The sequence below is a fragment of the Arthrobacter sp. H5 genome, assembly GCF_000520595.1.
Lineage (GTDB): Bacteria > Actinomycetota > Actinomycetes > Actinomycetales > Micrococcaceae > Arthrobacter_D.
Genome location: NZ_KI915005.1, coordinates 35201 through 41726 on the forward strand (window position 1 = coordinate 35201; position 6526 = coordinate 41726).

A 6526-nucleotide genomic window follows, 5' to 3' on the forward strand; every position below is an offset into this window, starting at 1 on the left:
TCCGCAGTGGGGTGCGGATAGCCGGCGAGGCGGCAAGTATCTGTGTGGTCAGGCCTGCTTGGCCTTGGCCGCAAGCTTCTCGAAACGCTCAGCCACCGGCCAGCGGACCTTCGTGGCCCAGCCAAACTTTTCGAAGATCCAGATGGTGCGCGCAGAGATGTCAATTTGCCCCTTATCCACACCGTGGCGTGCGCAGGTGGGATCGGCGTGATGCGAGTTGTGCCAGGACTCCCCAAAGGATGCGATGGCAAGGGGCCAGAAGTTTCCGGCCTTGTCACGCGAGTGGTACGGGCGCTCGCCGACCATGTGGCAGATGGAATTTACGGACCACGTGACGTGGTGCAGCACCGCCACCCGGACCAGTCCCGCCCAGAAGAACGCGGTGAATGCGCCCCACCAGCTCTGCGTCACCAGACCGCCAATCAGTGCGGGAAGAAACAGTGTGACCAGAACCCACACGCCGAAGAGGCGGTCGATGCGAAGGATCATGGTGTCCTTCAGCAGGTCGGGTGTGAACCGGACCTTGTTGGTCTCGTCCCTTTCAAAGAGCCAGCCCATGTGCGCGTGCCAGAAGCCCTTTGCGAGCGCCCATGGGGAATCACCGAACGCCCATGGGGAATGCGGGTCGCCGTCCGTATCCGAAAAAGCATGGTGACGGCGGTGGTCTGCGACCCAGGTGATGACGGAGCCCTGCACAGACAGCGAACCCGCAATGGCAAGCGCGGCACGCAGCGGCTTATTGGCTTTGAAGGATCCGTGGGTGAAATAGCGGTGGTAGCCGATGGTAACGCCCAGGCCGCTGACAACGTAGAACGCGAAGAACAGGATCACGTCCGACCATGCAAGTCCCCATCCCCAGGCGAGGGGGACGGCGGCAATCACCGCGGCGATTGGCAGGAGAACGCCAATGTAAACAGCAACCTGTGTGGAGCGCGGACGCGGGCCATCGAGAATCGGGCGTGGGCTTGTCTGATCCGGATGCTCACGCGCGTAGGTCTGAAGGTCGACGCCGGATTCCGTCTTGGACGGGCGAAAGCCGGGTTTGGTGGACGAAGCACGCGAGTTGTCGATGCTGGTCATATGGAACCTGCCTGTTGAACTGTTCTGCCTGCGCGGCGTGCACTATCGAACGGAGCCGCGCGGCGCAGATGAATCCTGTGGAGATATGCCGATGTGGAGAACCGGTGAGGCTACGGGAACGTAACTTACGCCAGCGTAGGTTATAACGAGTGACCCATCAAGTTCTCTCCCCTGCATATATTCCCCGTTTGCAGGGAAACAGGGACCTGTGCGGAGATAGAATTCAGAGCAACCGCACTCAGGAGGAAACCATGGGCACTAACGAATCGGATATCGACAACAGGTACAGCCCCATTTACCAGCGCGGTGGCACAAACGGATCATCCTCCGGCGGAAAGGTCGCGGGCGCGGCACCAGCCCGCACAGAATCCGACGCGCACCGATCGCATCGGGAGGCCCAGTCCTTCGCCGCGATCCCCGAGACGGCTGACTTGGGAGCGACTGACTCAGGGCAGATCGCAGAGGTCATCCCAACCGACGCCCAACCGGGAAGAGACACGCCGAGGCGGGGCTTCTCAGCAGTAAACCCCTTTGTGGTCGTTCTGTGGATTCTAGGGATTGGGCTCACCGCTTTTGGACTCTGGGTCTTTTTTGCGCCGCTCCAGGTGGATGAGACCTCGATCATGAGTGGCCCCTACCCGCAGTGGATCTACCTCGCGTCCCAATCAGCGGGTGGTTTGCTGGTCAGCGGAACCCTCCTGCTGGGTGCTGCCATCACCCTCAGTGCTCTCCTCTGGGAGCGGGGCCGGAATACCTGAACGTCAGGGGCTCAGCGCTGCATAGCCTCTACATCAACGAACACGAGTCTGTGATCGCTGGTGGGGAAGGGGAACACTCCGGTGAGCTCCGAGCCAGGCGTCCCCGCCTGTGGCCAGAAGATCCCGGAATCGCGGACCTTCAGCGTCTTTGACGGCAGGACGTAATCGGCACGGATGTTCCCGGCGCCCTTGTCGTCGAAGTCCGCCGTGTCGTACTTGGGATCGCCGTTGTGGCTGCTGTTGACGCCGCCCTGCAGTGCGGAAGCTTCGGCTGCTCCCTGGGAGGCGGGCAATGGGTCCTGCACCAATTTCAGGTCCAGGAGCTGATTAATCGAACCTGGCAGCGAATCGCCATCCAATGGGTCGCTGTTCTGGTCGCCCATGACCACAAAGTTGGACTTCTCGTCGAGGCCGCCGCGGCCGCCGTCGTCGTCATAGATATAGCCGGCGTCCCTACCACCCTTGATGTAGTCGGCCCACAACCGTATTTCATCGTTGTTTCGCAGCCCGTTGCGATCCTCCGCTCCGTCAAAAACGGGTGGAGTGGGGTGACTGGCCAGAACGTGCACCGTTGAGCCGCCGACCGTCACCGGCACATCCCAGTGGGACTTGCTGGACAGCCGAACGCTCTCGAGCTCCCCGCGGGTGAACCAATCGGCGGGCTTTCTCGTATTCGGGTGGTCGGGCAGTTTGGCGCCGGGCATGTCCTTCCACAAAAAGTTTTGGAATGTCCTCACGTTCTCTGCCTCGATGGGGTACTTGGAGTAAACCACCATGCCGTACTGGCCTTCGAAGAAACCGAAGCCAAAGGCATCATCAGGGCCACCTACCGTGCCGTCGTTGTTCAGGTCCTCACCGCTTGGAATGCCCGTGTTTGACGGTGCCGCATAGACGTACGGATACTCGACGGGCGTCTTGCCGTTCTGACTGACCTCGAGGTAGTTGGTGCGGAACAGGTCGGCGGCCTTGTGCTCGCTGTCGTAGTCGAATTCGTTGATGAGCAGCACATCGGGATTGTTGATTTGGATAACTTCGGCAATATTGCGTGCCTGCTGGTTGTGCGGGGTACTGAGATCGCGCACCAAGTCACCCTGGTTGGCACGGTTGAGGCTCGCGTTGTAGCTGGCGAACCGCACCTCTTCCTTCGAGTGGCCGGGTGCTGCGTTTGCTGCTGCGGGTATGACGGCGAACGCCATGCCGGCCGCCAGGACTGACGCCAGGGCGCTTTTGGTCACTGATCGCATGGGTTCCTCTCAACGGTGCCGTTCCAACAACACCCGAGCGTACCCGGTCCGGCTGAACCACGCATGAACAGCCGGTTGCGATCACCCTCGGAGGCGACGAACCACGCCGGCGGCCCGCTCGGCGGCATCGAATGCAACCTCCAGCGCGCCCACGGCCGCGCTGTACCCGTCCGGGAGACGGCCGTCGTCGTCCGCCTGCTCCCGCAGGACGGCGGCCTGCCGCATGGACCTGATGAGGTGCGCTGTTTCGGGTCTGGAGAGGTCCGTCATGGCAGGGAATTCAATGGCGGCGCCCACGTCAAGCTCGTAGCTCACCCACTGCTGGAGCACGGCCTCGTGCCTGCCTCTCAGAGCGGACCGCACCTTTTCACACTCAGAACGACGACGACGCTCGCCGCGCTCATGCTCCCCTCGCCAGATCCAGCCGCCGGCGATCCCCGCTCCAAGCACCCCAGCACCCGCGATCCACGGACCGGCCCCCGGAATGGTCGCGGCTGCCACTGAAATGGCAGCAATCACCGCAAAGAAACCGGTAAATCCATACCAGAAAACTGAATCCTCGTCCGTCCGGCTGACAAGGCTGCGCGTTACCGCCAGGGCGGTCAGGGCGGTCAGGGCAGCGATGACGGCGACGGCGAGCGCCGCCTGGATCGGGATGGCAAGCAGGTCCATCAGTTCTCCTCTCAGCGGGTGTGGTGCTGATGATGAATCGTGGAGTTGTCCTCTATCCATTTCAAACGTATGAGAGCGCAGAGTCAATGCTTATTCCGGTGGGACGGGGTAAAAAGCGAGTCCCCGCCGGCTGACTGCCGGCGGGGACTGTTTTTGGGTGGGCCCTGAGGGGCTCGAACCCTCGACCCACGGATTAAAAGTCCGATGCTCTACCATCTGAGCTAAAGGCCCACGTCATTCGCCCCGCGCAAGCGCTGGCCGAATGACTCGCTTACTTTATCGCACACAGCCATCCCGTGAACAACTGGCTTCGTGCGGGCAGGTGAGCACTCACATCAGTAAGCAATCCAGATCCACGTCAGCAATTTGGGGAACTGTGAGCGGTATTCCGCTAACGATTCTCCGATCCGCTGACGCAGTCAGCCAAGCGCGGCGCCTTACAGTCGATCAATCGCCGGGCCTTCCTAGCCCGCCGCATAGTGCAGGAGTATCCTCAACACATGGACGGCCAATACGAGAACAACAGTCCGCGGCATCACAAACCGAAGCCCTATGCCCCCATCGACTTTGAAGTCTTTGCCGGCGGGGCCGATCCATCCCGGGTATCCGAAGCCGCGCATCTGGCAGCGCATGCCCTGGTGCATCATGGCCGGCAGTCCGATGACCCGGAGATCACTCAACGCCTCGTTGAACTCGCCGACCAGCAGGGCCTTGAAGCCATCGCCGAGATGTGGGCCGAGAGCCCAGCACGTTCCCTACCCGGAGCGCTCTGGAGGCTTTACGCGCTGCGCGCCGCAACCCAGCAGAATCCTGAGCGCATCTCCGCCTACTTCCAGTCAGGCAAGGAAGTGGCACAGGTGTCCAAGGTGGTGGCGGGAGTTGCGGAGCCACCGGGCGCCGATGAAGTCCGCGCCATGGCGGACACCATTCTTTCGGGTGCATTCGAAGGCGAGTTTGACGTTGCTCTGGAACGGTTCGCCGCCTTCTGCCGGGTGATCGCCCTGGGCCAGACCAATCACGCCGACGATGCCGATGTAGCCAACGGCGTGCACGCGGCCAAGCTCACCCGCAATTCACATCAGCTCATCAAGACGGCTGAAGACCTTGAGCACGCGGCGGCCTCCTGGCGCCGCGGCGAGCTCGACTGACGCGCTTCAGTACCGCCCGCCGTCGTCGTAATGTTGACATGCGGCCGGTCGAGGAGAACACTGAAAGTGGTGTCGAACTGTGGAACCCCCGGGCTTCAACATTTAGCCGCTTCGAGCGGCCTTCCGCCGAGAGGCGCTCCCGGTTCGGCACCATTTTTATGCTCTGAAGCGATCTTGGGCGGACGCAGTCCAGCGAACAGTATCCGATATTCTTAGGCAGCAACCGTTCGCGCCAACACCAAGGTAACCCATGAAGCTACGCCTTTTTCCGCAGGAGAACGCCGGCCTGGAGCTGCTATCCAGCATGGCGCAGCAACTGGTGCAAGGGGTACGCACCATGTCCGGCATCCTCGGCGCGGCCACCCAGGATTACGATCAGCTGGCCGAAGAACTTCACCAGTATGAGGCAACCTCGACGGACCTTCACTACGCACTTCTCACCTCCATGCGCACCAGTTTCATCAATCCCCTGCCCCGGGAAGACCTGTATGCGCTCTCGCGGCTCCTCAGCGAAGCAATCGAAAAACTGGACGGCGCGGCCGAGCTCATCGCGCTCTACAAGCTCAGCAAACTCAGCCGCCGCGCCACCGAACAGCTGGAGGTCATCAACCGGCAGGCCGAGCTCACGGCGACAGCCATGCGCCAGCTCGGCTCATTGGATGACCTCGAGGAGTACTGGATCGAGATTCTCCGCCTGGCGCGGCGCGCGGAGCGGACTCACCGGATCTGGTGCTCCGAACTCCTCGCCGATCACAAACCCCTCGTGTACGCGCGGCACCGCGATGTGGCCAATCAGTTGGTGGACGTCACCAAGGACATCCGCAAAGTGGCTACCCATGTGGGCGGCATTCTGGTCAAGGAATCCTAGGTGGAAGTATTCCTGCTGGCAGCAGTAGTGCTTTTTGCAGGTGGGTTCGCTTTCATCAACGGGTTCCACGACGTTTCCAACTCAGTTGCGACCGCCGTGAGGACCCGTGCGCTGACACCCACCGTCGCGGTGCTGCTGGTTGCGCTGTTCAACCTCGTGGGCGCTCTGATGAGCACCAGCATCGCCACGCTCTTCACCGGGGACAGCTTCCGGCTGCCGGACGGGCGCTCAGGTCTCGGCATTCTCCTCGCAGCGCTCATCGCGGCCTGCACCTGGGGTTTGTTCACCTGGTACCGGGGCAAGCCGTCGTCGTCCACCCACGCCCTGATCGGAGGTCTGATCGGCTCCGGTGGGGCGTCTGCGTTGATGGGTGGGGAGTCGATCGTGGAGTCTGAAAGGGTGTTTCTCTTTGAAATCGCACTGCCGCTGCTGCTATCCCCGTTGGTTGCCTATCTCCTGGCGTATCTGATAGTCTTCCCTGCCACCTGGCTGCTCCGCTACAACTCACCACGGAAGGTCAACACGGGGAACCGGATGGCGCAGGCGGTGCTGGCGGGCGCCTTTGCACTGGGGCACGGCCTGCAGGACGGGCAACGGACCATGGTGGTCGTTGTCCTCGCTCTGATGGGTGCGGGCCTCTACGAGGGCGGAGGAGTCCCTCTCTGGGTGCAGATCTTCGCTGCCGTGCTCTTGGCCACTGGATCCTTGTTTGGCGGCTGGCGCATTACCCACACGCTCTCAAGCCGGCTTGTGCGG

The 6526-nt window shown here is 61.9% G+C and carries 7 protein-coding genes and 1 tRNA gene; 4 read left to right on the forward strand and 4 right to left on the reverse strand.

The window, feature by feature from the left end; translation table 11 throughout:
- Nucleotides 1–48: 48 nt before the first annotated feature.
- Nucleotides 49–1080 (reverse strand): acyl-CoA desaturase, encoded by a 1032-nt coding sequence (locus Y708_RS0114815; RefSeq protein WP_081746834.1) that lies wholly within the window; start codon nt 1078–1080, stop codon nt 49–51.
- Between the two features lie 251 nt (nt 1081–1331).
- Here Y708_RS0114815 and Y708_RS0114820 point away from each other — a divergent pair, with 251 nt between their 5' ends.
- A complete protein-coding gene (locus Y708_RS0114820) occupies nt 1332–1838 on the forward strand; it encodes a tetraspanin family protein (RefSeq protein WP_028280531.1) in 507 nt (168 codons plus the stop codon).
- A gap of 11 nt (nt 1839–1849) precedes the next feature.
- On the opposite strand, the gene Y708_RS0114825 is transcribed toward Y708_RS0114820, so the two are convergent.
- The 3 genes from Y708_RS0114825 to Y708_RS0114835 form a co-directional block, all read right to left on the reverse strand.
- Complete coding sequence (locus Y708_RS0114825) at nt 1850–3082, reverse strand: endonuclease/exonuclease/phosphatase family protein (protein ID WP_028280532.1); 1233 nt, start codon at nt 3080–3082, stop codon at nt 1850–1852.
- 81 nt (nt 3083–3163) lie between these two features.
- Nucleotides 3164–3754: a hypothetical protein gene (locus Y708_RS27620; protein ID WP_051479028.1), complete on the reverse strand. Its 591-nt coding sequence runs from the start codon at nt 3752–3754 to the stop codon at nt 3164–3166.
- Nucleotides 3755–3912: 158 nt separating this feature from the next.
- Nucleotides 3913–3985, reverse strand: a tRNA-Lys gene (locus Y708_RS0114835).
- A 269-nt stretch (nt 3986–4254) separates the two neighbouring features.
- Between Y708_RS0114835 and Y708_RS0114840 the strand changes: the two genes are divergently transcribed.
- From Y708_RS0114840 to Y708_RS25365, 3 genes are all read left to right on the forward strand, one after another.
- Nucleotides 4255–4902, forward strand: a complete 648-nt coding sequence (locus Y708_RS0114840) for a hypothetical protein (RefSeq protein ID WP_028280533.1) — start codon at nt 4255–4257, stop codon at nt 4900–4902.
- 250 nt (nt 4903–5152) lie between these two features.
- A complete protein-coding gene (locus Y708_RS0114845) occupies nt 5153–5770 on the forward strand; it encodes a DUF47 domain-containing protein (RefSeq protein ID WP_028280534.1) in 618 nt (205 codons plus the stop codon).
- Nucleotides 5771–6526, forward strand: a 756-nt coding sequence (locus Y708_RS25365) for an inorganic phosphate transporter (RefSeq protein WP_035776505.1), incomplete at its 3' end; no start/stop codon positions are given.